The sequence below is a fragment of the Sphingomonas floccifaciens genome (assembly GCF_042681125.1).
GTDB classification, from domain to species: domain Bacteria; phylum Pseudomonadota; class Alphaproteobacteria; order Sphingomonadales; family Sphingomonadaceae; genus Sphingomonas; species Sphingomonas floccifaciens.
The window spans coordinates 62,269-86,512 of the sequence record NZ_JBHUFC010000002.1 but is presented as its reverse complement, the minus strand read 5'-3'; the positions used below and the strand labels follow the sequence as shown (position 1 = coordinate 86,512).

At 67.3% G+C, this 24,244-nt stretch carries 20 protein-coding genes and 1 pseudogene; 12 read left to right on the top strand and 9 right to left on the bottom strand.

Annotation, left to right across the window (positions count from 1 at the left end; genetic code table 11):
- The first annotated feature begins 94 nt into the window (after positions 1-94).
- Together ACFSC3_RS03255 and ACFSC3_RS03250 are read left to right on the top strand one after the other, a co-directional pair.
- The gene (locus tag ACFSC3_RS03255) at positions 95-2,554 is read left to right on the top strand and encodes a PhoX family protein (RefSeq protein WP_380938706.1); all 2,460 of its coding nucleotides are present in this window, start codon (positions 95-97) and stop codon (positions 2,552-2,554) included.
- Positions 2,555-2,726: 172 nt separating this feature from the next.
- Positions 2,727-5,138, top strand: a complete 2,412-nt coding sequence (locus ACFSC3_RS03250) for a PhoX family protein (RefSeq protein ID WP_380938704.1) — start codon at positions 2,727-2,729, stop codon at positions 5,136-5,138.
- A 352-nt stretch (positions 5,139-5,490) separates the two neighbouring features.
- On the opposite strand, the gene ACFSC3_RS03245 is transcribed toward ACFSC3_RS03250, so the two are convergent.
- The 4 genes from ACFSC3_RS03245 to ACFSC3_RS03230 all read right to left on the bottom strand — a co-directional run bounded on the left by ACFSC3_RS03245 (position 5,491) and on the right by ACFSC3_RS03230 (position 8,297).
- Complete coding sequence (locus tag ACFSC3_RS03245; protein WP_380938702.1) at positions 5,491-5,991, bottom strand: hypothetical protein; 501 nt, start codon at positions 5,989-5,991, stop codon at positions 5,491-5,493.
- A 61-nt stretch (positions 5,992-6,052) separates the two neighbouring features.
- Positions 6,053-6,385, bottom strand: coding sequence for a hypothetical protein (locus ACFSC3_RS03240; RefSeq protein ID WP_380938700.1), 333 nt, complete (start codon positions 6,383-6,385; stop codon positions 6,053-6,055).
- Between the two features lie 42 nt (positions 6,386-6,427).
- Positions 6,428-7,213: a LytR/AlgR family response regulator transcription factor gene (locus tag ACFSC3_RS03235; RefSeq protein WP_380938698.1), complete on the bottom strand. Its 786-nt coding sequence runs from the start codon at positions 7,211-7,213 to the stop codon at positions 6,428-6,430.
- A gap of 4 nt (positions 7,214-7,217) precedes the next feature.
- Entirely contained in the window at positions 7,218-8,297 is a 1,080-nt protein-coding gene (locus tag ACFSC3_RS03230; RefSeq protein ID WP_380938696.1) for a sensor histidine kinase, read from the bottom strand.
- 180 nt (positions 8,298-8,477) lie between these two features.
- On the opposite strand from ACFSC3_RS03230, the gene ACFSC3_RS03225 reads away from it, so the two are divergent.
- From ACFSC3_RS03225 to aat, 7 genes are all read left to right on the top strand, one after another.
- On the top strand, positions 8,478-8,882 hold the full coding sequence (locus ACFSC3_RS03225; protein ID WP_380938695.1) for a winged helix-turn-helix domain-containing protein: 405 nt from the start codon (positions 8,478-8,480) through the stop codon (positions 8,880-8,882).
- Positions 8,883-9,054: 172 nt separating this feature from the next.
- Entirely contained in the window at positions 9,055-12,045 is a 2,991-nt protein-coding gene (locus ACFSC3_RS03220; RefSeq protein ID WP_380938693.1) for a TonB-dependent receptor, read from the top strand.
- Positions 12,046-12,192: 147 nt separating this feature from the next.
- Entirely contained in the window at positions 12,193-12,624 is a 432-nt protein-coding gene (rplK, locus tag ACFSC3_RS03215; RefSeq protein WP_380938691.1) for a 50S ribosomal protein L11, read from the top strand.
- 4 nt (positions 12,625-12,628) lie between these two features.
- The gene (gene rplA, locus ACFSC3_RS03210) at positions 12,629-13,321 is read left to right on the top strand and encodes a 50S ribosomal protein L1 (RefSeq protein ID WP_380938689.1); all 693 of its coding nucleotides are present in this window, start codon (positions 12,629-12,631) and stop codon (positions 13,319-13,321) included.
- A gap of 400 nt (positions 13,322-13,721) precedes the next feature.
- Positions 13,722-15,056, top strand: coding sequence for a DNA polymerase Y family protein (locus tag ACFSC3_RS03205; protein ID WP_380938687.1), 1,335 nt, complete (start codon positions 13,722-13,724; stop codon positions 15,054-15,056).
- Between the two features lie 84 nt (positions 15,057-15,140).
- Positions 15,141-15,527 carry a hypothetical protein gene (locus ACFSC3_RS03200; protein WP_380938685.1) on the top strand — a complete coding sequence of 129 codons (387 nt, stop codon included), beginning with the start codon at positions 15,141-15,143 and terminating at the stop codon, positions 15,525-15,527.
- A gap of 79 nt (positions 15,528-15,606) precedes the next feature.
- The gene (aat, locus tag ACFSC3_RS03195) at positions 15,607-16,359 is read left to right on the top strand and encodes a leucyl/phenylalanyl-tRNA--protein transferase (protein ID WP_380938683.1); all 753 of its coding nucleotides are present in this window, start codon (positions 15,607-15,609) and stop codon (positions 16,357-16,359) included.
- Positions 16,360-16,394: 35 nt separating this feature from the next.
- On the opposite strand, the pseudogene ACFSC3_RS03190 reads toward aat, so the two are convergent.
- Positions 16,395-16,562: pseudogene (locus ACFSC3_RS03190) on the bottom strand (DUF2155 domain-containing protein); the annotation flags it as partial.
- A gap of 302 nt (positions 16,563-16,864) precedes the next feature.
- The gene (locus tag ACFSC3_RS03185) at positions 16,865-17,257 is read right to left on the bottom strand and encodes an NADH:ubiquinone oxidoreductase subunit NDUFA12 (protein WP_380938681.1); all 393 of its coding nucleotides are present in this window, start codon (positions 17,255-17,257) and stop codon (positions 16,865-16,867) included.
- A gap of 80 nt (positions 17,258-17,337) precedes the next feature.
- Here ACFSC3_RS03185 and ACFSC3_RS03180 point away from each other — a divergent pair, with 80 nt between their 5' ends.
- Positions 17,338-17,793, top strand: a complete 456-nt coding sequence (locus ACFSC3_RS03180) for a hypothetical protein (RefSeq protein WP_380938679.1) — start codon at positions 17,338-17,340, stop codon at positions 17,791-17,793.
- Between the two features lie 9 nt (positions 17,794-17,802).
- Here ACFSC3_RS03180 and ACFSC3_RS03175 read toward each other — a convergent pair whose 3' ends face one another.
- The 3 genes from ACFSC3_RS03175 to ACFSC3_RS03165 all read right to left on the bottom strand — a co-directional run bounded on the left by ACFSC3_RS03175 (position 17,803) and on the right by ACFSC3_RS03165 (position 19,488).
- Complete coding sequence (locus ACFSC3_RS03175; protein ID WP_380938677.1) at positions 17,803-18,291, bottom strand: DUF192 domain-containing protein; 489 nt, start codon at positions 18,289-18,291, stop codon at positions 17,803-17,805.
- Complete coding sequence (locus tag ACFSC3_RS03170) at positions 18,288-18,881, bottom strand: cold shock domain-containing protein (RefSeq protein ID WP_380938675.1); 594 nt, start codon at positions 18,879-18,881, stop codon at positions 18,288-18,290. The genes ACFSC3_RS03175 and ACFSC3_RS03170 overlap by 4 nt, the downstream gene beginning before the upstream one ends.
- Positions 18,882-18,951: 70 nt before the next feature.
- A complete protein-coding gene (locus tag ACFSC3_RS03165; RefSeq protein ID WP_380938673.1) occupies positions 18,952-19,488 on the bottom strand; it encodes a regulatory protein RecX in 537 nt (178 codons plus the stop codon).
- 153 nt (positions 19,489-19,641) lie between these two features.
- On the opposite strand from ACFSC3_RS03165, the gene ACFSC3_RS03160 reads away from it, so the two are divergent.
- Positions 19,642-21,387: a fatty acyl-AMP ligase gene (locus ACFSC3_RS03160; RefSeq protein ID WP_380939656.1), complete on the top strand. Its 1,746-nt coding sequence runs from the start codon at positions 19,642-19,644 to the stop codon at positions 21,385-21,387.
- Between the two features lie 462 nt (positions 21,388-21,849).
- Complete coding sequence (locus tag ACFSC3_RS03155) at positions 21,850-24,207, top strand: putative bifunctional diguanylate cyclase/phosphodiesterase (protein ID WP_380938671.1); 2,358 nt, start codon at positions 21,850-21,852, stop codon at positions 24,205-24,207.
- The last annotated feature ends 37 nt before the right edge of the window (positions 24,208-24,244 follow it).

Sequence of the window (24,244 nt, the reverse complement as noted above, 5' to 3'; positions counted from 1 at the left end):
TCGCAACCGAACGGTCCCCTTCCCGTCACGCCGGTGTCGCCCACACCCGTCAAAGCCGCCCGGCACACACGCGATTCCCGGGGGGACTACGACCATGACTTCGTTCGATTTCGGCTACACCGACGGTGACGTCGATACCAACCGCAGCGGCGGCGAGTCGCTGAGCGACATGATCGACCGGCGCTATTCACGGCGCGATGCGCTGCGTGGCGGTGCGTCGGCGGCGGCGATGGCGGTGTTCGGCGGCGCGGTGCTGAGCGCGTGCGGCGAGGACAAGATGGGCGGCAGTGACCCGCGCCCGACGATCAGCGTCGGACAGAGCAGCCAGACGACCAGCGGCAGCCGCGTCACGCTGACCGCGACCGCCACCGACAACGGCAGCATCGCCGCGACCAGCTTCAGCCAGGTCAGCGGCCCCGCCGTCACCCTGTCGTCGACGACCGGGCTGACGACCAGCTTCATCGCACCGGGCGTCGCCACGACGACGCCGATCGTCATCCGCTTCAGCGCGACCGACGACAAGGGCGGGACGACCACCGCCGACACGACGATCAACATCGAACCGGCGGCGCTGACCTTCTCGGCGGTCGCCAAGAACAAGAACGACGTCGTGACCGTGCCGGCGGGCTATACCGTCAGCGTCCTCTATCGCTGCGGCGACCCGATCAGCGCATCGACCCCGGCGTACAAGAACGACGGCACCGACACCGGCTTCTCGACCCGCGCGGGCGACAACCATGACGCGCTCCACTGGTTCGGCCTGGCCGCCAGCGGCAACACCCGCGACGAAACCAACAGCACCCGCGGGCTGCTGGTCATGAATCACGAATATATCTTCCAGACCTATCTGCACCCGAACGGCCCGACGAGTGTCAACGGCGCGCGCCCCGAAAGCGAAGCGCTGAAGGAGATCGAGGCGCACGGCGTCAGCGTCGTGGAGGTCAGCCAGGCCGCGAACGGCGCGTGGAGCTACAACCAGTCGGGCGCACTCAACCGCCGCATCACGCCGAACACGCCGACCGCCTTCTCCGGGCCGGTGCGCGGCAGCAGCCTGCTCTTCACCGCCTATTCGCCGACCGGCGTGGCGGGCCGCGGCACGATCAACAATTGCGCGAACGGCTATACGCCGTGGGGCACCAGCCTGACCTGCGAGGAGAATTGGGCGGGGTATTTCCGCCGGCCGACCTCGGCCGACAATGCGCGTCGCAGCGCGAAGGAAGTGACCGCACTCGCCCGCTACGGCGTCACCTCGTCGTCGGGCAATTACGGCTGGGCGACCGTCGTCGCATCGGATTCGACCAACACGACCTTCCGCCGCTGGGACGCGCAAGCGACCGGCGCGAGCGCCACGGCCGACTTCCGCAACGAGCCGAACCAGTACGGCTGGGTGCTGGAGATGGATCCCTATGATCCCTCGACCACCCCGCGCAAGCGCACCGCGCTCGGCCGCATGAACCACGAAGGCTGCTGGCCGGGCGCGTTCGTCGCGGGTCGCAAGCCTGCCTGGTACATGGGCGACGACGCCCGCAACGAATATCTCTACAAATTCGTGTCGGCGACCGCGTGGAGCGCTTCCGACGCCGGCGCGACCGACCGGCTGGCGATGGGCGACAAGTACCTCGATTCGGGCACGCTCTACGTCGCGAAGTTCGCCGCGGATGGCACCGGCACCTGGCTGCCGCTGGTATTCGGCCAGAACGGGCTGACCGCGTCGAACGCGACCTATGCCTTCGCCGACCAGGCCGATGTGCTGACGCACTGCCGCCTGGCGGCCGATATCGTCGGCGCGACCAAGATGGACCGGCCGGAGTGGACCGCGGTCAACCCGGTCACGGGTGAGATGTACCTGACGCTGACCAACAATTCGCAGCGGACCAGCGCCAACACCGACGCAGCCAATCCGCGTTCGTACCAGGACGCGCCGAACTTCAGCTACGCCAACCACAACGGCCATATCCTGCGTCTGCGCGAAAGCGGCGACACGACCGAAGCGACCGCGTTCCGTTGGGACATCTATGCCTTTGGCGCTGGATCCGACCTGAATGCGCAGAACATCAACCTGTCGAACCTCGACGCGTCGAACGACTTCTCGTCGCCCGACGGCCTGTGGTTCGGCCGCGCGACCAACGCGTCGGGCCAGGGCAATCCGCTGCTGTGGATTCAGACCGACGACGGCGCCTTCACCGACCAGACGAACAACCAGATGCTGGCCGCCATCCCGGGCACGGTCGGCGACGGCGCGATGCGGACGGTGACGAACTTCAACGCCGCCGGTGCCAGCACCACGACCACGACGATCGTCGGCAAGACGCCCGGCGCATCGCTGAAGCGCTTCCTGGTAGGCCCCGTGCAGTGCGAAGTCACCGGCGTCGATTCGACCCCGGACGGCCGCACGCTTTTCGTCAACATCCAGCATCCGGGCGAGGATGGCTCGATCAGCAACATCACCAGCAACTGGCCGGCCAGCCAGCAGACCGGCAGCGCACCGGGTAACCGTCCGCGCTCCGCGACGGTGGTCATCCAGCGTACCGATGGCGGTATCGTCGGGCTCTGACCCGACGTAGAAGGGGATGCGGGCTGGGGTGTGTACGCCCCCGGCCCGCAAACCGTCGCATTCCTCGGGCAGCGCTTCGATGAAAGGCGTGGCAAAATGCCCTTAGCGCGCTAAGCAGCGGCGATCCGGCGTGACGTACGCCCTGTTCCGATTGCTTCTTCGAGGACTGCGAATGACCGATCCCACCCGCACCGCCCCGACCCTTGGCGACCTGATCGCGCGGCGCTATTCCCGGCGCGATGCACTGCGCGGATCGGCGACGACCGCGGCGACCGTGGTGCTGGGCGGCTCACTGCTCGCTGCGTGCGGTAGCGACAACGGCGGCTCCAGCGACGCGCTGCCGACGGTGACAGCCACCGCGTCGCCGACAACCGCAGCGGCCGGCACCCGCGTCACGATCACCGCGACGGCAAGCGACAATGGTTCGGTCGCGACGACCAGGTTCAGCCAGGTATCGGGCTCACCCGTCGCGCTGTCGGCGACGACCGGCCTGACGACCAGCTTCATCGTGCCGGGCAGCGTCACCGGCAACGTGATCGTCATCCGCTTCACCGCGACCGACAATCTGGGGCAGGAAAGCTTCGCCGACGTCAACATCACCGGCACGGCCAGCACGCTCAGCTTCACCGCGGTCGACAAGAACCGCAACGACCGCGTGACCGTCCCCGCGGGCTATACCGTCACCACACTGCTCGCGACCGGCGATCCGCTGGCGAGCGGCGTCGCCGCCTACAGCAACGCGGGCACCGACGCCGACTTCGCCAACCGTTTCGGCGACAATGGCGCGGGCTTCCTCTATTTCGGGCTGGTCGCCAGCGGCACCGGGATCGACGTGTCGAACAGCGCGCGCGGCCTGCTGGCGCTGAACAACGAAGGCATCACCCAGGCCTATCTGCACGCCAACGGCCCGACCGCTCCCGGCGGCGTCCGCCCGGCGAGCGAAGTCGCGAAGGAAACCGAAGCCCACGGCGTGAGCGTGGTCGAGGTCGCGGCGAGCGCTGCCAACGCCTGGGCGCCGGTGACCACGAGCGCGTACAACCGCCGCGTCACGCCATCGACGGCGGTGGTCTTCAACGGCCCGGTCCGCGGCAATGCGCTGTTGCAGACCGCCTTCTCGACCGACGGCACCGCCGGGCGCGGGACGATCGGCAATTCGGCGCTGGGCGCCAGCGCCTGGGGCACCGCGCTGACCAGCGAGGAAAAATGGGCGCGCTATTTCCGCCGCCCCTCGACCGACAATGCGCGCCGCACCGCGAAGCAGGTCTATGCGCTGAACCGCTACGGCGTGACCGCGACGACCGGCCTGTACGACTGGGCGAGCGCGGCAGCGGCGAGCAGCCTCTATGCGCGCTGGGACGCGCAGGCGACCGGCGCCAGCGCGACGGCCGACTATCGCAACGAACCCAACCAGTTCGGCTGGGTTGTCGAGGTCGATCCCTATGACAAGGCCGCGACCGTGCGGAAGCGCACCGCGCTCGGCCGCTTCGCGCATTCGGGCGTACAGCAGTTCGCGACCGTCGCGGGCGTGAAGCCGACGATCTACATGGCCGATGCCGGGCAGAACGAATATCTCTACAAGTTCGTGTCCAACACCGTCTTCGTCGCGACCGATGCCGCGGCGACCGACCGGATGGCGATCGGCGACAAGTACCTCGACACCGGCACGCTCTATGTCGCGAAGTTCGCGGCGGACGGCACCGGCACCTGGGTGCCGCTGACGTTCGGCGCCAACGGTCTCGATGCGTCGAACGCGACCTATGCCTTTGCCGATCAGGCCGATGTGCTCACTCATGCGCGGATCGCGGGCGATATCCTGGCGGCGACACCGCTCGACCGGGCGTCGTGGATCCAGCGGAACGTCGTGACCGGCGACCTGCTGATCGCGATGAACGGCAATGACGCGCGGACCGGCGCGACGACCAACCCGGCCTCCCCGCGCGCCTATGTCGATGCACCGAGCGCGCAGGTCGGCAACCGCAACGGCCACATCATCCGCCTGCAGGATGCCAACGGCCTGCCCGACGCGACCAGCTTCACCTGGGATATCTACGCTTTCGGTGCCGGCGCCGATCTGGACGCGACCAACATCAACATCTCCGGCCTTGCCGCGACCAACGACTTCTCGGGGCCGGAGGGGCTGCGCTTCGCCCGCCCGACCAGCGCGAGCGGCGTCGCCGCCCCGCTGCTGTTCGTGCAGACGGACGACCAAGCGTATCGCGACGTGACCAACAACCAGATGCTGGTGGCACTGGGTACAGGTGCGCTCGGTGACGGCGGCTCGACGGCGGCCAAGACGATCACCAACAACGGCGGCACCACGCAGGCGACCCGCATCGGCGCCGCGCTGACCGCCACCGGCCTGAAGCGCTTCCTGGTCGGGCCGAACGAGGCTGCGGTGGTCGGGGCGGACACCTCGCCCGATGGCCGCACATTGTTCGTCAACATCCAGCACCCCGGCGAAAACGGCACCGCCGCCGCCCCGACCAGCAACTGGCCGGCGAACCAGACCGGTGCCGCGAGCGCGCGCCCACGGTCGGCGACGATCGTCATCACCCGCAACGATGGCGGCGTGGTCGGACTATAAGGCCGCGGGGCGGATCCACGCGCCGTTCCTGCTGAACCTGTCGAAGCGTTTGTCCTTGAGGGACGCGCTTCGATGGGCTCGGGGCGAATGGCGGGCAATAAACAGGACGCAGCCTTTTAAGGCATGACCGTACCTCAGCGACGGCAGGCAGGCTTGAGAGCTTTGATCACAGAAGGTTCGTAGCATTGAGCCTTTAACCTGACCCGTTCGCCCTGAGCGAAGTCGAAGGGCATGAGACTCATGTGCTTCGACTTCGCTCAGCACGAACGGTGGAGGGTGAGGCGCGGTTAGTCGCGCGATTCTCCAGCTTCCGCCAAGGCACGGAAAATCGATTACACCCCGGTAATCAGCCCTACTTCCCAAGCGCCTTCGCCAGTTCGGCCTTCGTCATCGTCGACCGCCCCTTGATGTCCCTGCGCCGCGCCTCGGCCATCAAGTCCGCCTTGGTGGGGCCGACTTTGTCGCGATAGGCAGCCGTCTTCCTCGCGACGTCCTTGGGCTGGGCGGAGAATTGCTGTCCGTGCTTCGTGTCGCGCCGCTTCTTTTCGGTCGTGCGGTCGTACTCGCCTTTCGTCAGGGCCTTGCGCGCCTTGGCGGGCAGGTAGCGCTCGCCGGTCTTGCCGCTCGGCTTGCCGGACTTCGTGCCCCAATCCTCCTCGGTCCACTCATGCAGGCTGTTGTCGCCATCGCGGGCGCCGACATAGCCGCCGCCCGCTTTCTTATATTCGGCGACCGCCATCTGCGCCTTGCGCGCCGACCACTCGCCCGCCTTGCCACCCTTGCTGCCGGCGGTGACTTTCTTCTTCACCCGCTCCCACAGCTTGGGATCGTCGCGTTCGGCCGTCTCGCTCATCGTCCGCATCCTTTCCCTGCCGACAACCCGCGGCAAGGCGTTCGGATGCGGGCTCGGTCCATCAGCGTGCGCCGGCGGGGGCGAAGACCGTTGCCGTGCCGTCGGGCAGGATCTGGACCGCATAGCCGGTGCCGTCGGCGCAGCGCGCGGCCCACATTCCGGGCTTCTTGTCCTTGGTTGATTCGGTGACCTCCTGGCAGTTCAGCCCGGCATCGCGGATCGCGCGGATGAAGACGCCGTTGCGCTCGGCCGGGGTCAGCGCGGCGACCTTGGCCTGAAACTCGCTTTCGGTCGCGGCGGCCTTCGGTGTGGCGGTGTTGCCCGTCGGCGCGTCCCCGCCCCCACAGGCGGCGAGCGGCAGGGCCAGAAGCAGAGCGAACATCGGACGCGTCATCAGTCTCTCCTTTCTTGTCGATTGCGGGTGTCGCAACCTCGATCAATCCTCGACCAGATCGCGCACCACCGTGCGATAGTTCCGTCCGACCGGCAGTTCCTCGCCCCGATCGGTGATGATCGTATAGCCGCCCGCCGGCCGCCGCCGGATCGAGGCGACGCGGTCGCGGTTGACGATGTGCGATCGGTGGATGCGCACGAAGCGGCTGGGGTCGAAGCGTTCGATCAGGCTGCTGATCGGCTCGCGGTGGAGGTAGCTCGCCTCACCCTGGTAGATGCGGACATATTCACCCTCCGACTGCACACGGTCGACCCGCGCGAGGTCCAGGCGCAGGTTTTCGCCGCGACGCTGGACCCACAGATGACCGGTCGTCCCGCCCGAGCCCGCCCCCCCGCCCTGCCCGGCGCGCAGCAGGTCGATCTGCTGCGCGAGGTCGGCGAGCCGCGAGGCCGCCTCGCGGTCGTCGATCGCGCGGCGGACGCGCTCAACTGCGGTGTCGAGGCGGGCGAGCCGAACCGGCTTGGTCAGGAAATCGATCGCGCCGGTGTCAAAGGCATGGGCGGCGAAGTTGGGATAGGCGGTGATGAACACGATCAGTGGCGTCGGCCCGCCGGCCTTCGCCAGCGCCTCCACCACATCAAAGCCGTCAAGCGCGGGCATCTCGATATCGAGCAGCAGCGCATCGGGCGCCAGCCGCGCAACCTCGGCGATCGCGGTGCGGCCGTCCGTCGCGCTGCCGGCGACCTCCGCCCCGTCGACCCGACCTACCAGGTCGCGCAGCCGCTCCACCGCCAGCGGTTCGTCGTCGCAGATCAGAAAACGGATCATCGGATCAGGCGTCCTCGATGGGGATGGCGAAGCTGACTTCGAAACCGCCGCCGGTGCAGCCGTGGGCGGTGAAACCGCAATCCTCGCCGTAGCGCGCGGCCAGCCGCTCGGCGACGTTGACCAGGCCGACGCCGGTACCGGGCGGCGCGCGGCGGTCGCCGGCGTCCGCGCCGCTGTCGTGCACGCGGATGCGCAGGCGTGCCCCTTCCCGCACCGCCGCGATCGTCAGCTTCACCGGTCGCGTCGACAGGGCGACGGCATGGCGCACGGCATTCTCGACCAGCGGCTGGACGATCAGGCTGGGCACACGCACGTCCTGCACGTCGTCGGGAACGTCGATCTCGACTACCAGCCGGTTGGGAAAGCGCACCGCCTCGATCGCCAGATAGGTCGATTGCAGCTCGATCTCTTCGGCCAGCGGAATGTCCTCGCTGGGATCGAGCGCCAATCCCGCGCGCAGGAAGTCGGACAGGTTCTCGACCATATGTTCGGCATGTTCGACCCGGCCGGTGCCGATCAGCGAGGCGATCGAATTGAGCGTGTTGAACATGAAATGCGGGTTCAGCTGATAGCGCAGCGCCCGCAGATGGGCCTCATGCGCTTCGCGTTGCAGGCGCGCGACGCCGCGTTCGTAGTCGCGAACCTCGCCCGAATAGACGATCGCCAGCAGCAATCCCGACATCGCGGCATAGGTCGAGAACCATTGCAGCATCGCCAACAGGTGCGAGGTCAGGTTCGTCACGCCGACCACATCGGCGGGCATCGTCGCGCGGAAGATCCAGAAATTGGCGAAGGCATGGACCGCCGATCCGACCACCGCCGCGACGACCGCGATCAGCAGCCGCTGCGACAACGGACGTCCTCGCGTTCCGATATGCAGCGCCAGGATGGCCGAAGACAGCACGATCCCGACACCGGTCACGATCAGCCGCGTCGCATGGAAACGCGCATCGTCCGCGGCACCGAAGACGAGGCGCTGAACCGTCAGCAAGGAAAATTGCGCCAGCCAGAACAACAGGATCGTGACGGCCGACACCCGTCGCGTGAATCGATCGCTGGAGGAAATGGTGGCGGACAAGGGCATAGGCTCGCGATGGTTCTAGGGGGAAGGACGCCTGCCTGCCAAGCGCCGGTCAGGTCGTTGGTGGGCACAAAGATGCACTTGGTGGCTCACACGAGTAACACACCTACGCTTTGTTGCTGGATTGTGTCTGCTGGCGACAGGACGGACGCGCGGTCGGCAGGAGACTGATAGCCAGGCAGCATGTTCCACGATCACGCCCCGTTCGCCACGCTCCATCCCGACATCGCCCGTCGCCCGCTGGTGAAGCGCGGCGCGGTCAGCATGACGCTCGATCCGGTCGAGTTTCGCTGGAACGGCCACCGCGTCGCATTGTCGCGGGTGGAGGCGACTTTGCTTGCCGCGTTGATGCGTCGCAGCCGCCTGAACTGGGACATGACCGCCGGGGTGCTGGCCGATGCCGGCAGCTGCCCGGACAGCCGCGACGTGCTGATCCACCGCATCCGGCGCAAGTTCGCCGATGTCGGCGCGGCCGACCCGATCGAGACGGTGCGCGGCTGGGGCATCCGCTTCCGGACCGAGGCGGACCGCAGCGGATCGACCGCCTTCTGGATCGGCGCGACCGAGGATGAAACCGTCCTCGCCTGAGCCGCCAACCCTGGACCACAGGAAATTTCCGGCTATCGGGCAAGATTCTGCGACAATTCGGCGATAGCGTCGTTTGCGCAACGACCGCGCGCCCGCGCAGCCGTCCGACCGGAACCGAAGACACCCGATGCGATCCACCTCCCCGTCCCTCGCCGCCCTTTTGCTTGCAACCGTGGCCCAGCCTGCGCTGGCGCAGACCACTGTGACACCGGTGCCGCAGCCGGTGCCGAACACCACGGCAACGCCGCCGGTCGCTCCGGCGCCGCAGTCCGTGGCGCCGACACAGGCTCCTATACCCGCGGCAACACCGGCCGAAGCGCCGCCGGAGACGGAAGACGAAGGCGACGTCGCCGCTGAAGTGACGGTTATCGGCCAGCGAGAGCGGGGCAGCGTACCCGGCGACATTCCAGCCGAACAGGTGCTCCGCCCCGCGGACGTGCGCGCCTACGGCGTCAGTTCGATTAGCGACCTGCTGACCGAGCTCGCACCGCAGCTCGGCAGCGGGCGCGGAACCGAGGGCGGGATGCCGGTCGTCCTGCTGAACGGTCGGCGCATCTCGGGCTTTCGCGAGATCGGAAACTATCCGCCCGAAGCGATCGAGCGCGTCGACATCCTGCCGCCCGAGGCCGCGCAACAATTGGGCTACCGCGCCGAACAACGGGTCATCAATTTCGTCCTGCGCCGCCGCTTCAATGCAGTGACCGCCGAAGTCGAGGGCGGCGGCGCGACCCAAGGCGACCGTTTCACGACGAAGGACGAGGCGAGCCTGCTGCGCATCATGCGCGACAAGCGGGTCAACCTGTCGCTGAACTACACCGGGCAGACGCCGGTGTACGAGGCCGACCGCGACATCCTGCCGACGACGACGCCGACGCGCCCCTTCTCTATCAACGGCAATCTGACGCCAGGCAGCGGCCAGACCCAGATCGACCCGGCGCTGAGCGCTTTGGCCGGTCGCACGGTAACCGTGGCCGGCGTACCGGACGGCGTAACCGGCCGTCCGACCCTGGGATCGTTTCTCGGCGGCGTGAACCCGAGCAATTTCGGCGCGTATCGGACCGCCAGCCCGGCGCAGCAGAAGATCGAATCCAGCGTCTCCTATGCCCAGCCGATCAGCGACACGATCACCGGTTCGGTCTCGGCCGGCTTCGACTGGACGAAGAACGACAGCGCGCTCGGCCTAGCCTCGACAAGCCTGACGGTGCCGGCAGGCAATCCCTATTCGCCCTTCGCCAACCCGGTCGTCATCAACCGTTATCTGGCGGAAGGAGGGGCGCGCGAACAGAACCGCGAGACGACCAATCTGGAATTCAACGGCGCGCTGAACGGCGACGCCGGCCGCTGGCGCTGGTCGGTCAATGGCAGCTACAACCGTCGGTTCTCAAGCACGCTGACCGACAATAATTTCGACATGTCGCCGATTGCCAGCCGGATCGCGGCCAATGACCCGGCGCTCAACCCGTTCGCCATCTTCTCGCCCGACCTGCTCGGCGATTATCGCCGCGACTATGCGCGGTCCCTGACCAACACCGCCGTCGTCGAATATCAGGCGAACGGCCCGGTCGCGACGCTTCCAGCGGGTGACGTGCGGCTGAACGTGACGTCCGGCTTCACGCGCAACGACAATGAGACGCGCACGGAGCGCAGCGGCGTGACCGCGATCGGCAGCCAGAGCCGCAACGTCGGCCGCGGCCTAGCCCGCATCGACCTGCCGATCGCCAATCGCGGACGCGGGGTGTTGTCGGCGATCGGCAATCTGTCGGTGAACGCCAGCTACGAATTCAACCAGACGTCCGACTTCGGTTGGCTGTCGACCTATGGCTATGGCGTCAACTGGTCGCCGTTGCCGGGCAAGCTGTTCATCCTCGCCACCGTCAACCGCGACGAAAATGCGCCGACCATCAACCAGACCGGCGATCCGGTCATCGTCACCCCGAATGCGCGTGTCTTCGACTTCGTGCGCGGAACGAGCGTCGACGTGACGTTGCTGAGCGGCGGCAATCCCCTGCTGCGGTCGCCGGAGAATCGCTCGACCAACCTTTCGATCAACGCGCGGCCGTTCTCCTCGACCGATCTGAACATCACTGCCGAATATACCCGGCGGCGGACGCTCAATCCGATCCAGAACCTGTCGACGCCGACCGCCGCGATCGAAGCCGCCTTCCCGGACCGTTTCCTCCGCGACGCGACGGGACAGTTGATCCGGGTCGATGCGCGTCCGGTGAACTTCGTCCGATCGGACCAGCAGCAACTGCGGTACGGGTTCAATTTCTCACGACGGATCGGACCGGCGGCGCCCGCGCGCGGCGGCTTTGGCGGTTTCGGCGGCTTTGGTGGCGGTCGGCCCGGCGGCAGCCAGGGCGGCCAAGCACAGCCGCAGCGGTCTCAGGCGCCGGAAGGCACGGTCGGCGCGCGCGGCCCCGAACAGCGTGGAGGCACGCCCGCTTCACCCCCCGCCAGCCCGCCGACGATCATCGTGCAGGACGGTGGCCCACCCCCGCCCCCCGGCGGCGGCCAGCGCTTCGGCGGCCAGGGTGGCGGCGGTGGTCGTGGATTTGGTGGCGGCGGTGGTGGACGCGGCTTTGGCGGCGGTGGCTTCGGCGGCGGCGGGAACGAGGGGCGTGTGCAGCTCTCCGTTTTCCACACCTGGAAGTTTCGCGACACCGCGACGCTCGCTGCGGGACTGCCCGATTTGGACCGGCTGAACGGAGACGCGACCGATATCCGCGGCCCATTCAAGCACCTCGTCCAAGCGAACGGCGGCATCACCAAGAACGGCTACGGCCTGCGCGCGGATTTGAACTGGCAGTCCGGCGCCTTCGTGAATGGCGGCACCGCTCGCGTGCCGATCGACATCCGCGCGGCGCCGCTGACGACGCTGGGAATTCGTTCGTTCGTCACCTTCAACCCGACGATGAAGGCGGTGCGCGATCACCCCTGGCTGCTTGGCGCGCGGGTCGAATTGAACGTCCGCAACCTGCTCGACACCCGCCTGCGCGTCACCGACGCCAACGGCAGCGTACCGATCAACTATCAGCCTGATCTGCTCGACCCGATCGGGAGGACGGTCGCCATCTCCTTCCGCAAGCTGTTCTTCAATCGTCGCCCCCAAGCGCGCCCCGACGGCGCGCTGGGCGGCGGTGCAGGGGCGTTGCGCCGATAGGGTTTTTCCGCTAACGGCGCGACCTTCCATTCGGAATCGGTGGAAAATCTGCGGGAGGGCGCGCGTCTCGGCACGCGCCCGTCACGACCGCTAAACTTGAACCGGGCATCGCCGCACAGGTGGCGCCCAGCAAAAGAGTGAGGCCACATGGCTAAGAAGATTACCGGCTATATCAAGCTGCAGGTGCCGGCCGGCGCTGCCAATCCGTCGCCGCCGATCGGCCCGGCGCTGGGTCAGCGCGGCGTCAACATCATGGAGTTCTGCAAGGCGTTCAACGCCGCGACGGGCGACATGGAAAAGGGCTCGCCGCTGCCCACCGTCATCACCGTCTATGCCGACCGTTCGTTCTCGTTCGAGACGAAGACGCCGCCGGCCACCTTCCTCATCAAGAAGGCGCTGAACCTGAAGTCGGGCTCGAAGGAGCCGGGCAAGGTCGTCGCGGGCAAGATCAAGCGCTCGCAGCTCGCCGATATCGCCCAGGCCAAGATGAAGGACCTGAACGCGAACGACATCGACGCAGCGACGAAGATCATCGAAGGTTCGGCCCGCGCGATGGGCCTCGAAGTGGTGGAGGGCTGAGATCATGGCCAAGCTGAGCAAGAAGCAGAAGGCCTGGACGGTCGACGCGGAGAAGCTGCACGGCGTCGACGAAGCCATCGGCATCGTGAAGGCCAACGCCACGTCGAAGTTCGACGAGACGGTCGAAATCGCGCTGAACCTTGGCGTCGACCCGCGTCACGCCGACCAGATGGTCCGCGGCGTGGTGACGCTGCCGAAGGGCACCGGCAAGACCGTGCGCGTCGGCGTGTTCGCCAAGGGTGCGAAGGCTGACGAAGCCCGTGCCGCCGGTGCGGACGTGGTCGGTGCGGAAGATCTGATGGAAACCGTCCAGGGCGGCACCATCGACTTCGACCGCTGCATCGCGACCCCGGACATGATGGGCGTCGTCGGTCGCCTCGGCAAGGTACTGGGTCCGAAGGGCCTGATGCCGAACCCGAAGCTGGGCACCGTCACGATGAACGTCGCCGAAGCCGTCAAGGCGGCCAAGGGTGGCCAGATCGAGTATCGCGTCGAAAAGGCGGGCATCATCCACGCCGGCCTCGGCAAGGCGAGCTTCCCGGCCGAAGACCTGCGCGCGAACTTCGACGCGCTGGTCGACGCAGTGATCAAGGCCAAGCCGTCGGGCGCCAAGGGCAAGTACGTCCGCAAGGTCGCGCTGAGCTCGTCGATGGGCCCGGGCGTGAAGGTGGACGTCGCCGAGGTAGCGTCGGCTTAATCGAGCGAATTAGCGCCGCTAATTCGCGGTGCGGCAGCACGATTAAGCACGGCCGGCGGGCGTAAGCCCGACCGACGAGGGAGCGAATTCACTTCGCTCCCGCCGCTGAAAATAGAGACGGGCCGGAGGGGCGACCTTCTGGCCCGTTTTCTATTGGAGCTCTCGCGTTGCGAACGTGCCTCCACGCTCGCTCAATCGTCATCCCCGCGAAGGCGGGGATAAATATTCTCTGGTGACCATGAGACTCACGAAGGTCAGTCAGAATTTATCCCCGCCTTCGCGGGGATGACGGTGAAGAGGCGGAGGCCTGCCCCTCAACTTTGCCCGCACCAGTGTCGTTGTAACTCAGTGTAGCGAAGTAAGCGGGACTCCCCCCTCACGTTCCGCTAATGTTCCACCCATGCCGCCCGCGACTCGCCGCGCAGACCCCCTTCCCCAGCCCGCGGTGCTGACCCTCCCGCCGCGCCCCCTGCGCTGGCTTTTCCTCGACCTGAACAGCTATTTCGCGAGCGTCGAGCAACAGCTCGACCCCGCCCTGCGCGGCAAGCCCGTCATTGTCGCGCCGGTCGACAGCGATACGACCGTCGCCATCGCCGCGTCGGTCCAGGCCAAGCGCTATGGTGTCACGACTGGCACCCCCGTGTGGGAAGCCAGGCGCCGCTGCCCCGACCTGCTGATCGCCCCGGCGCGCCACGAACGCTATGTCGAGTTCCACGACGCCATCGTCGCGGAGATCTGGCGGCACATCCCCGTGACCAAAATCTGCTCGATCGACGAGGTCGCCTGCCGATTGCTCGACAACGAAAACGACCGAGACTCGGCCGTTGCGCTCGCCCGACGGGTCAAGGCGGGCATCCTCGCCAACGTCGGCGCGTGCCTGACGTCGTCCGTCGGCATCGCCCCGAACCGCCTGCTGGCGAAGCTGGCGTCCGACATGCAGAAACCAGACGGCCTGATCGTGCTGGAAGGACATGAACTGCCCCACCGGCTCTACGACATGCCGCTCCGCCATATTTCGGGGATCGGCGCGAAGATGGAGCGGCGTCTGGCGCGCGATGGGATCAACGACATCCGCCAGCTCTGCGCACGACGCCCGCGCGATGCCGGCACCGCGTGGGGCGGCGTGAACGGCGACCGGCTGTGGTATCTGCTCCACGGCGTCGACCTGCCTGAAAAGCCGACGCAGAACCGGACGATCGGGCATAGCCACGTCCTCTCGCCATCGAAGCGCGCGCTGGAGCCGTCGCGGCTGACCGCGCGCCGCCTGGCGCTAAAATGCGCGAGCCGGCTGCGGCGAAAGGGCTATGTCGCGCGCCTGCTCATCCTTCACGGTAAGTTCGAGGACGACAAATCCAACTGGCGCACGTCGATCAAGCTCCCCGCGACGCAGGACAGTTTCGCGGTGCTCGGGGCGCTCGATGCAATCTTCCCGCGGCTGGCGGCGGTCGGACGGACGCGGCCGGGCGGATTTCGCCTGCGGATGATCGGCGTGACGCTGGCCGAGATCGCTGCGGTCGATGGTGAACAGGGGTCGTTGTTCGGGGCGCTCGACCCCGACGATCCGCTGGCGCGCGGTACGCGGACGCTCAGCCTCAGCCGGGCGATGGACCGGATCAACGAGAAATTCGGCCGCCATGCCGTCTCGGTCGGTCCGCTGTCGGGCGGACGCGTCGACCGCGTCGGCACCAAGATCGCGTTCGGGCGTATTCCCGACATGGACGAATTTCACGAATGAAAGGCGGGCATGCGACCGGTGATTCAAAAAGGGCGCCCGTCCGCCTTGACGCACCATGCTGCATGCGCGAAATCGCGAATCGTTATGAACAATCGCATCCTCGCCTCCGCCGCGGCGCTCGCGCTGCTCTCCCTGGCCGCTTGCGGCGAAAAGCAGCCGGAGGTCGTCGACACCCGCGCTGCCGACCCGATGGCCGAACAGCTGAAGAACGCGACTGCGGTCGAACTGCCGCCCGCAATCGAGAAGGCGGTCACCTTCCGCTGCCAGCCGGGCAACAGCCTGATCTACGTCGACTTCTTCCAGGGCCGCAAGCTCGCGAACCTGCGCACCGAAAAGACCGGCACGCCGACCCAGCTGAAGGCGCCGGAATCCGGCCAGCCCTTCGTCGGCGGCGGCTACACGATCGACGGCACGCCGACCTCGATCAAGTACACCGCCCCCGGCAAGTCGGCGCTGACCTGCAAGGCCTGACGCCGATCCGTACGGAAACTCTCAGGGGGCCGGTGGACCACCGCCGGCCCCCTTTGCATGTCTGCAAGCGGTGGTCGCAATGAGCCGCCCGACCGGCCCGGCGGAGTCGATTGACCCCGATCTGTTGCTGCGCGCCTATGCGATGGGCGTGTTCCCGATGTCCGACGCGCGCGACGACGAGGGCGTCTATTGGGTCGAGCCTCGTATCCGCGCCGTCCTGCCGCTCGACGGCTTTCATCTATCGCGCCGCCTTCGCCGGACGATCGCCAGCGAACGGTTCCGCGTGACCGCCGATACCGCGTTCGAGGCGGTCATCGCGCTTTGCGCCGAAGCGGCGGACGACCGCCCGGACACATGGATCAACGGCGCGATCGAGCAGGTGTTCGTCAGCCTGCATCACCGCGGCTTCGCCCATTCGGTCGAGGTGTGGGACGACGAACGGCTGGTCGGCGGGCTCTACGGCCTGGCGCTCGGCCGCGCTTTCTTCGGGGAAAGCATGGTCAGCCGGATGCGCGACGCGTCGAAGGTCGCGCTGGCCGCGCTCGTCGCCCGGCTGCGCGTCGGCGGATTCACTCTGCTCGACTGCCAGTTCCAGACGCCCCATCTCGCCTCGCTCGGCGCGATCGAGGTGCCGCGTGCCGGTTACAACGCGTTGCTGGGCTCCGCGCTCGGCGTATCGGTTGGCGGGCTGCTCAACGGCGTGCCCGCGGTCGAGGGCGACTTCCGCGCATTCGACGCCCTTGTCGGCGGAGCCCCGCCCGCCCCGGCCGGGACGGTGTCCGGCCCGGCGGTCGGAAAACGCATCGTGCAGCTCTTGGGCCAGACATCGTAGAGCGGGCTCTGCACCACGTTCAGCGCCGGCCGTTCCTTGAACACCCAGCCCGAAAAGGCGCGACGCCAGCGGCCGTCGGTGCCCGCGATGTCGAGCTGCAGGAAGGCGCCGGTCAGCTGTTCCTCCTCCCAGGGCGCGGTCTGTTCGCAGGCGCGCAGGCGGACGATCGCCTCGCCCACGCGATATGCCTGCCCCGGCTTCATGACGAGGTCGCGGGCCTGACCGTTGCGCTTGTTGAGGAAGCCGACGACCGCGACGCGCTCCGCCATCGGCGTCTCGCCGCTCGCGGTGGCGGTCGCGTTTGGCGTGGCGACAAGGTTCGGCTGCGCACGGGTGGCCGACAGCGCCGGTCGTGGCGCAGCCGATCGCTCGGGCACGGCGATCAGGCTCGTCGACGTCGCCGGAGTACCGCGAACCGCAGCGGTCAGCCGCTCGCTACCCAGCCAGGCGCCGGCCCCGCCCGCGAGCACGATTGCGCCCACGCCCAGCCAGCGCCCGCGGGTCATCATGCGTCGGGCGTCCACGCCTCATAATCGCCGGTCGCGGAGGCCCGCTTGCCACCCTTTTCCAGCGCGCCGGACGGGCGATAGGCGAGCGGCGTGCCCGTCATGTTCGGGACGGCAGGCTTCACCCAGGGCTTCGCTGGCGGCAGCGCCCGATCCGGCACGTCGTCGATCTGGTGGTGCAGCCAGCCGAACCATTCGGGCGAGATGCGGCTGGCATCGTTCGAGCCCGAATAGATCACCCAGCGCCGCGGATTGCCCGCAGTATCGCGACCGCCCTGATAATAGACGTTGCCCAGCGCATCCTCGCCCACGCTCGTCTTGCCGCGCAGACCGAACCAGGTGCCGATGGTGGCGCCGTTCCACCAGGTGAAGGGATTGAGGTTGATGCCCATGCGCGGGGGATTAGCGGGCGGCGGGGGGGCGTGCAACATCCGCAGTTGCACACGCCGCCACAAACCGATCATCAGACAGCATGGCTATTCCCGAACCTCTCGCGATCACTCTGGCCATGATCGCACAGGGAGCCCGTGCGGCCGAGGATGACTGGTGGATCATCGGCAGCGCCGCAGTCGCTCTGCACGGCGCTTTCGTCACCCCGCTCAAAGACGTCGACGTCATGATGTCTTACCGCGACGCCGAGCGGTTCCTCACGGACGTAAACGGCGATCGTATCGTTCCGGAGCCAAGCGCGCTGTTTCAATCCGATATCTTCGGAGTTTGGACCGCCCCACCCATTCCGGTGGAGATCTTCGGCGGCTTCCGCCTGGCCTGTAATGAGGGTTGGCAATCGATAGGGTTTACGACCCGACTGGCGATGGCAGTCGACGGCGGACAAATTTATATTCCGGGAATCGACGATCTTCGTGGGCTCCTTAGGTCCTTTGGTAGACCGAAGGATTTGGAGAGGCTTCGACTGATCGAAGCGTGAGCCCGACCTCTATTTCGGCAGTTCGACCTTGTCCCCTTCCGCGATCCCCAGTTCCGCCGCACGACCACCGACGATTTCCAGCACGGCGCTCACCGGCTCGCCGCTCGGGATCGGGGTCTTGTCGAAGGGCACCGTATTCTCGGCGATGCGGGCGATGGTGCCGTCGGGTCTGATGAAGATGATGTCGAGCGGGGTCGGCGTGTTCTCCATCCAGAAGCTCGCTTCGCGCGGGGGGCCGCCTTCGGGCGGATAGGGCGCGAAGAGCATGCCGTCGTCCTTCTTCAGGTCGGTCCGGTACATCAGCCCCTTCTGCTGTTCCGCCGCGGTGCGCGCGAGTTCGACTTGGAAGGCATGCGCACCGTTTGCGGAGCGGATCGTGACCGTCGGCTTGGCTGTTCCGTCGGTCGCCGCGCCGCCGCCCGAATTGCACGCCGTCGTCAGCGGCGCGAGTGCGACGAGCGCTACCGCCAGGAAACACCGCCGAAGCGCCATCGTCATTCGTCCCTTTCCACCGCGACCGCCAGCGGCCCCTTGTCGCCCGACACGATCCGCGCCCGCAACCGGTCGTCGGGCTCGACCTCCTCGATCCCCGCGCGGCGCAGCGTCTCCATATGGACGAAGACGTCGCCCGGCACGGCGTCGCGGATCAGGAAACCGTAGCCCTTCAACCGGTTGAACCATTTGACAGCGACCGGCTCGAACGGCCCGGCATCGGCGACCGCCAGCAGCCGGTCGATCCGGTCGCCGCCGCCGCTGCGCGGACGGACCGGCTCTATCGCGTCGGTCAGGTCGATCGACAGGATGGCACAGGCCTGCAACCCGCGCTCGCGCCGCACCGTCTCGCACACCACACGCGCGCCCTCGGGCAAGCTGCGGCGGCCATGGTCGTGCAGGATCGAGAAGTGGATCAGGATATCGCCGACTGTCGCATCGTCTGCGACGAGGAAGCCGAAGCCGCGGGTGACGTCGAACCATTTGACGACGCCGGCATGGACATCGGTCTCCGGACGCGCGGTACCGGCCGGATGCGTTGCCGCACCACCCGCTTCCCCCTCGCTAAACCCGGATCGGTCCAAGTCGATACGCATCCCGTACAAATGCCCCCGCCCCTCTATTGCAGAGCCTGCCGCGAACGGAAAGTCCCCCGCTTGACGAAGATCAACGGTCTTCCATGCCAATCCGGGCCAGATCGTCGGCCGTCATGCCCAGGATGCGGCGGACCTGGTCGGGATCGTGCCCGGCGCGGAGCATCGCGGCGAAGGCCCGATCGCGCGCCTTGGGATCGGTCGCCGGGGCCGTGGCGAACGGCCCCAGCCGTTTCCGCCGGGCAAAGGTCAGCGCGCTGTCGTCGGCCTGCGCATCGATATCCTCGCGCACCGCCTCGGCATCGTCGCCGGTGATCCCCGCCGCCCGGAGCGCGCCCGAGATACGCCGTGCGCCCAACCCCCTCCGACCGAGCGAGCGTACCCGCGCCTCGGCAAAGGCGCGATCGTCGACATAGCGCAGCTCCGCCATTCGATCGGCCAGCGCCGCCGGGTCGGGCGGCACATCCCCCGCCCAGCCACGTTCGCGGATCTTGCGGATCAGATAGTCGCGCAATTTCGCCCTTGTCGTCGCGTAGCGCTCGACATAGCGCAGGGCGAGACGGTCGAGAGCGTCGGGATCCAGGGGTCGCGGTGACGAATTGGGGCGCATGGCCTTGATTGTGCCACAGTGGGACCGGATTTTGAACGCCGGGTCGGCGCAACCGCCGACTACATCAGGGACCGACGACCGCGGCAGCAGACCGTGACCGGGCATTTTTTGATTAGGGACGCGAGACTCTTGATGGATTCGGGTGACATGGCGATGACGGACCAGGCGGCGGCGATCGCCCCCGCTCCCACGCCCACCGAAGACGCGCTGCCGCGCCGCTTCGCTGATTTCGCGACGTTGGGCGATGCGCTCGACTATGCAGCTAGCGGGTCGCGGGGCCTGAACTTTCACGACGCTCGCGGCACGCTGACGCGGCCCTATCCCTTCGCCGAACTGCGCGCAGATGCGCTGGTCCAAGCGCGCCGGCTGATCGCGATGGGCGTGAAGCCCGAGGACCGGATCGCACTGATCGCCGAGACGGGTCCGGAATTCGCCGCGCTGTTCTTCGGCGCGGTCTATGCCGGTGCGTGGCCGGTGCCACTGCCGCTGCCGACCAGCTTCGGCGGTGCGCAGTCCTATATCGACCAGTTGCGCGTCCAGCTCGACAGCTGCGACCCGTGCCTGCTGATCTACCCCGACGAACTGGGCGAGATGGCGGGCGAGGCCGCGCGTGTCGCCGGCGTCGATGGCATATCGTTCGCCGGCATCGCCGCGAAAGACGCGCCCGAGGTGTCGCTGCCGACGCTGGATGGCCAGAGCATCGCCTATCTGCAATATTCGAGCGGATCGACGCGTTTCCCGCACGGCGTCGCGATCACCCATCATGCGCTGCTCAACAATCTGGCGGCGCACGGGCATGGCATGAAGCTGGAGCCGGCGGATCGCTGCGTCTCCTGGCTGCCGTGGTATCACGACATGGGCCTCGTCGGCTGCTTCCTGTCGCCGGTCGCCAATCAGGTGTCGACCGACTATCTGAAGACCGAGGATTTCGCGCGGCGCCCGCTGGCGTGGCTCGACCTCATCAGTCGCAACAAGGGCACGACGCTCAGCTATTCGCCGACCTTCGGCTACGACATCTGCGCCCGCCGCATGTCGTCGCAGACCAAGGCCAGCGACCGGTTCGACCTGTCGCGCTGGCGGGTTGCGGGCAATGGCGCCGACATGATCCGCCCCGACGTGATGCAGAGCTTCGTCGACGCGTTCGGCGATGCGGGCTTCAAGGCGTCGGCCTTCCTGCCGAGCTATGGCCTGGCCGAGGCGACTTTGGCCGTCTCGATCATGCCGCCAGGCGAAGGCATCGTCGTCGAGCTGGTCGAGGAAACCCAGCTGTCCGGCGTCGCCGCGGGCGAGGACCGTCCCCAGCGCTTCCGCGCCATCGTCAACTGCGGCAAGGCCGTGCGCGACATGGAGATCGAGGTTCGCGAGGAGGACGGCACGCCTCTGCCCGACCGCGCGGTCGGCAAGGTCTGGTGCCGCGGGCCGAGCGTCATGGTCGGCTATTTCCGCGACCCCGACGCGACCGACGCCTGCATGACGGACGGCTGGCTCGACACCGGCGATATGGGCTATCTTTCGGACGGCTACATCTACATCGTCGGGCGGGCGAAGGACATGATCATCGTCAACGGCCGCAACCACTGGCCGCAGGACATCGAATGGGCGGTCGAACAGCTGCCCGGCTTCAAGCAGGGCGACATCGCCGCCTTTGCGATCACCACGCCCGGCGGCGAAGAGACCCCGGCGGTGCTGGTCCAGTGCCGCACCAGCGACGGCGAGGAGCGCAAGCGCCTGCACGACGCGATCAAGGAACGCGTCCGCGCGGTCACCGGCATGAACTGCGTCGTCGAACTCGTGCCCCCTCGCACCCTGCCGCGGACGAGCTCGGGCAAGCTCAGCCGGGCAAAGGCGCGGAACCTGTATCTGACCGGCGAGATCAAGCCCTACGCGATCGCGGCATGATCGTGCCTCGGATCGCTTAAGCGATCCGAGGACTCGACACACCCGTCAGACGGCCCGGCAAAGCCGGGCCGTCTGACGGGTGTGTCGACCCGCGCTATCGCGTGTTTTGATCGAAGCGAACCGAGCCATCCCAAGGGCCGGCGCAGGATAAGAGCGTTGAACGGTTACCCCAAGGCACCGTCATCCCGGACTTGATCCGGGATCCAGGGTCGCGAGCGACACGGCGTTTGGCTCTGGATCCCGGATCAAGTCCGGGATGACGAAGACTAGAAGCAGCATCGATCGGTCGAATGTCGAGACCTCTCAAAGCCGAACCCTGTTCGCCCTGAGCGAAGTCGAAGGGCAGCCCTCCACCAAGTGCTTCGACTGCGCTCAGCACGAACGGTTGAGCAAAGCAAATCCCGCTCCGCACCAACGACATACACGATCCCTCAACCTTACGGGCTTACGCTCCCGATCGTGATGCGTATCCCGACCTCCCAGTTCGCAGCGCCGCGCATCGATGCGCGGGCGCTTCTCGGCCTTTACGATCCGGCCGACTCGACCGATTGGGCGCCGATTCGGGCGGCGCAGATGAATGGGGGCGCGCAGATGGCCTTGTTCATGCTGGCGGCGAACGTGATCGGGGCGACTCTCGTCACCCTGTCGTTCGCACATCTCGTACCGCTGGCCTGGCTGGTCGGGTGGAACGCGCTGGTCGCGATCGTCGCGGTCGGGGTCGCGGTGCGGCGCCTATCGACGCGCAACCGGACCGATCGCAATGCGACTTTGGCCGACGTCCGCGGCACGTTTCTGGACGGGATCGCACTCGGCGGCATCTGGGCGGTCGCGCCGATGGTCTTCGGCCACTACGCCGATCCGATCGCACTGCTCGGGCTGTACAGCGTCGTCGTCGTGCTGATGGCGTCGGCGGCGATCTCGATGGCCACGCTGCCGCTGGCGACCTTGCTGTTCCTCGGCATGGTCGGCTCGGCCATGAGCGGCACCTTCGTGCTGCTCGCCATGCCGACCATCGCCGGTACGACCGTGATCTTCACCGCGCTGCTGATGGTCGGCTGCTTTGCCCGCGGCCGCGCGCTGGTCGTGATGCGCGCCAACGAGATAGCGCTGTCCGAACGCGACGAGACGGTCAGCCTGCTGCTGCGCGAGACGGAGGAAGATAGCAGCGCCGACTGGCTGTGGGAGATCGACGCACAGCGTCGAGTCGTGCGCGCCTCCCCCCGCTTCGCCCGCTCGATCGGGGTCGACCCGACGACGATCAACGGCAAGAGCTTCCTGGAAATCCTCGCCGGGCCGACCTGGGAAAGCGGCAATTTCGCCGCGGGTCTGCGCGCGCTGTCGGACAAGCTCAAGGCGCGCGAAGCGTTCCGCGACCTGCTGCTGCCGGTCTATGTCGACGGGCAGGAACGCTGGTGGGAAATGTCGGCAAGCCCCCGCTTCGTCGAGGATCGCGGCTTCGTCGGCTTTCGCGGCGTCGGCTCCGATGTGACCGAGCAGCGGGCGTCGGCCGACAAGATCAACCGCATGGCGCGCTACGACACGCTGACCGGCCTGCCCAACCGCCTGCTGATCAACGAGACGCTGGGCCAGGCGATGCAGGAGGCCGACAAATGGGGCTCGCGCTGCGGCTTCATGATGATCGACCTCGACCGGTTCAAGGCGGTGAACGACACGCTGGGCCATCCGATCGGCGACCGCTTGCTGGGGCGCGTGTCGGATCGGCTGAAGACGCTGATCACCGACAATGAGATCATCGGGCGGCTGGGCGGTGACGAATTCGCCGTCGTCGTGCGCGACGCGACCGATACCGCCAAGGTCGAGCAGCTGGCGCACACGATCATCTCCACCCTGTCGACACCCTATGACGTCGACCAGCATACGCTGTTCATCGGCGCGTCGGTCGGCGTCGCGATCGGCCCGCGCGACGGGCGGACGCCGGAAATGCTGATCCGCTCGGCCGATCTTGCGCTCTATCGCTCGAAGGATGCCGGCGGCGGGGTGTTCCATGCCTATGAACCGCAGCTCCACCTCCAGGCCGAGGAACGCCGAGTCCTCGAAATGGCGCTGCGCAGTGCGCTGGAGAAGGACGAGCTCCACCTGATGTATCAGCCGGTGGTCGATGCCGGCACGGGGTCGCTGACCGGATTCGAGGCGCTATTGCGCTGGACCCATCCGACGCTCGGGCCGGTCAGCCCGGCGAAGTTCATCCCGCTGGCCGAAGAGGCGCGACTGATCGCGCCGATCGGCGAATGGGTGCTGCGCACCGCCTGCCACGAGGCGGCGGGCTGGAAGAGCTATTCGCGCGTCGCGGTCAACGTGTCGGCCGAACAGCTGCACAACCCCGGCTTCGTCGCGGTCGTCGCCAATGCGCTGGCGACGTCGGGACTGTCCGCCGACCGGCTGGAGCTGGAGGTCACCGAAAGCGTGTTCCTGCGCGAAGGCACCGGCGCCACGCAGACGCTGGAACGGTTGCTCGACCTCGGCATCCGCCTGAGCCTCGACGATTTCGGGACCGGCTATTCGTCGCTCGGCTACCTCAGCCGGACGCGCTTCTCGACGATCAAGATCGACCGCAGCTTCGTGACCGGCGCGGCCAGAGGCGTGAAGGAAGCGATCGCGATCATCCGCGCCGTGGTGGCGCTCGCCCAGTCGCTCGACATGACCACGACCGCGGAGGGGGTCGAGACGGAAGAAGAACATATGTTAATAAAGACGCTTGGCTGTTCCAAGGTTCAGGGCTATTATTTCGGCCGCCCGCTTCCGGTCGAGGAGGCCCGCGGGTTGACCGACAGTGTCGGTGAACAAGTTCGCGCGGCATAGATTTGCATTGCGGACGCCGCGGAGGGGGGTTAGAGGG

What these genes read in the sequence shown, in the direction of transcription:
- ACFSC3_RS03240 (WP_380938700.1), bottom strand. Translation starts at nt 6,385, where the DNA reads ATGACGCGTCCGATGTTCGCTCTGCTTCTGGCCCTGCCGCTCGCCGCC.
- ACFSC3_RS03170 (WP_380938675.1), bottom strand. Translation starts at nt 18,881, where the DNA reads ATGCGTATCGACTTGGACCGATCCGGGTTTAGCGAGGGGGAAGCGGGT.
- ACFSC3_RS03185 (WP_380938681.1), bottom strand. Translation starts at nt 17,257, where the DNA reads ATGGGCATCAACCTCAATCCCTTCACCTGGTGGAACGGCGCCACCATC.
- ACFSC3_RS03180 (WP_380938679.1), top strand. Translation starts at nt 17,338, where the DNA reads ATGGCTATTCCCGAACCTCTCGCGATCACTCTGGCCATGATCGCACAG.
- ACFSC3_RS03235 (WP_380938698.1), bottom strand. Translation starts at nt 7,213, where the DNA reads ATGATCCGTTTTCTGATCTGCGACGACGAACCGCTGGCGGTGGAGCGG.
- ACFSC3_RS03245 (WP_380938702.1), bottom strand. Translation starts at nt 5,991, where the DNA reads ATGAGCGAGACGGCCGAACGCGACGATCCCAAGCTGTGGGAGCGGGTG.
- rplA (WP_380938689.1), top strand. Translation starts at nt 12,629, where the DNA reads ATGGCCAAGCTGAGCAAGAAGCAGAAGGCCTGGACGGTCGACGCGGAG.
- ACFSC3_RS03200 (WP_380938685.1), top strand. Translation starts at nt 15,141, where the DNA reads ATGAACAATCGCATCCTCGCCTCCGCCGCGGCGCTCGCGCTGCTCTCC.
- ACFSC3_RS03225 (WP_380938695.1), top strand. Translation starts at nt 8,478, where the DNA reads ATGTTCCACGATCACGCCCCGTTCGCCACGCTCCATCCCGACATCGCC.
- ACFSC3_RS03255 (WP_380938706.1), top strand. Translation starts at nt 95, where the DNA reads ATGACTTCGTTCGATTTCGGCTACACCGACGGTGACGTCGATACCAAC.
- ACFSC3_RS03175 (WP_380938677.1), bottom strand. Translation starts at nt 18,291, where the DNA reads ATGACGATGGCGCTTCGGCGGTGTTTCCTGGCGGTAGCGCTCGTCGCA.
- ACFSC3_RS03250 (WP_380938704.1), top strand. Translation starts at nt 2,727, where the DNA reads ATGACCGATCCCACCCGCACCGCCCCGACCCTTGGCGACCTGATCGCG.
- ACFSC3_RS03160 (WP_380939656.1), top strand. Translation starts at nt 19,642, where the DNA reads ATGACGGACCAGGCGGCGGCGATCGCCCCCGCTCCCACGCCCACCGAA.
- aat (WP_380938683.1), top strand. Translation starts at nt 15,607, where the DNA reads ATGAGCCGCCCGACCGGCCCGGCGGAGTCGATTGACCCCGATCTGTTG.
- ACFSC3_RS03230 (WP_380938696.1), bottom strand. Translation starts at nt 8,297, where the DNA reads ATGCCCTTGTCCGCCACCATTTCCTCCAGCGATCGATTCACGCGACGG.
- ACFSC3_RS03205 (WP_380938687.1), top strand. Translation starts at nt 13,722, where the DNA reads ATGCCGCCCGCGACTCGCCGCGCAGACCCCCTTCCCCAGCCCGCGGTG.
- ACFSC3_RS03155 (WP_380938671.1), top strand. Translation starts at nt 21,850, where the DNA reads ATGCGTATCCCGACCTCCCAGTTCGCAGCGCCGCGCATCGATGCGCGG.
- ACFSC3_RS03165 (WP_380938673.1), bottom strand. Translation starts at nt 19,488, where the DNA reads ATGCGCCCCAATTCGTCACCGCGACCCCTGGATCCCGACGCTCTCGAC.
- rplK (WP_380938691.1), top strand. Translation starts at nt 12,193, where the DNA reads ATGGCTAAGAAGATTACCGGCTATATCAAGCTGCAGGTGCCGGCCGGC.